The 273-nt window shown below is 57.5% G+C and carries 1 pseudogene; it reads left to right on the plus strand.

The features are described 5' to 3' along the window. A pseudogene (locus ABG80_RS03225) lies at positions 1-273 on the plus strand (protein rep); the annotation flags it as partial.

The following is a 273-nucleotide window of genomic DNA, read 5'->3' on the forward strand; positions in this document are numbered from 1 at the left end:
TTGGCACCAGATCACCGGGGACAGCTTCATCGTTGATGTGCGGCCCATCGTTGGAGATCCCGCCGAGGGGTTCATGGAGGTTTTCAAGTACGCCGTCAAGTTCAGCGATCAGCCGGTTGCCGATACATGGCATGCCCTTCAGACGCTCAAGGGGAAACGCCTTCTTGGTTCTGCTGGGTGCTTCCGAGGTGTCGAGGTGCCGGAAGAGCTGACCGATGAGCCGCTCGATGAGCTGCCGTATGTCGAGCTGTTCTATCGCTATCTGCATGGAAA

This window comes from Aquabacterium parvum (assembly GCF_001447195.1).
Classification (GTDB): domain Bacteria; phylum Pseudomonadota; class Gammaproteobacteria; order Burkholderiales; family Burkholderiaceae_C; genus Aquabacterium; species Aquabacterium parvum.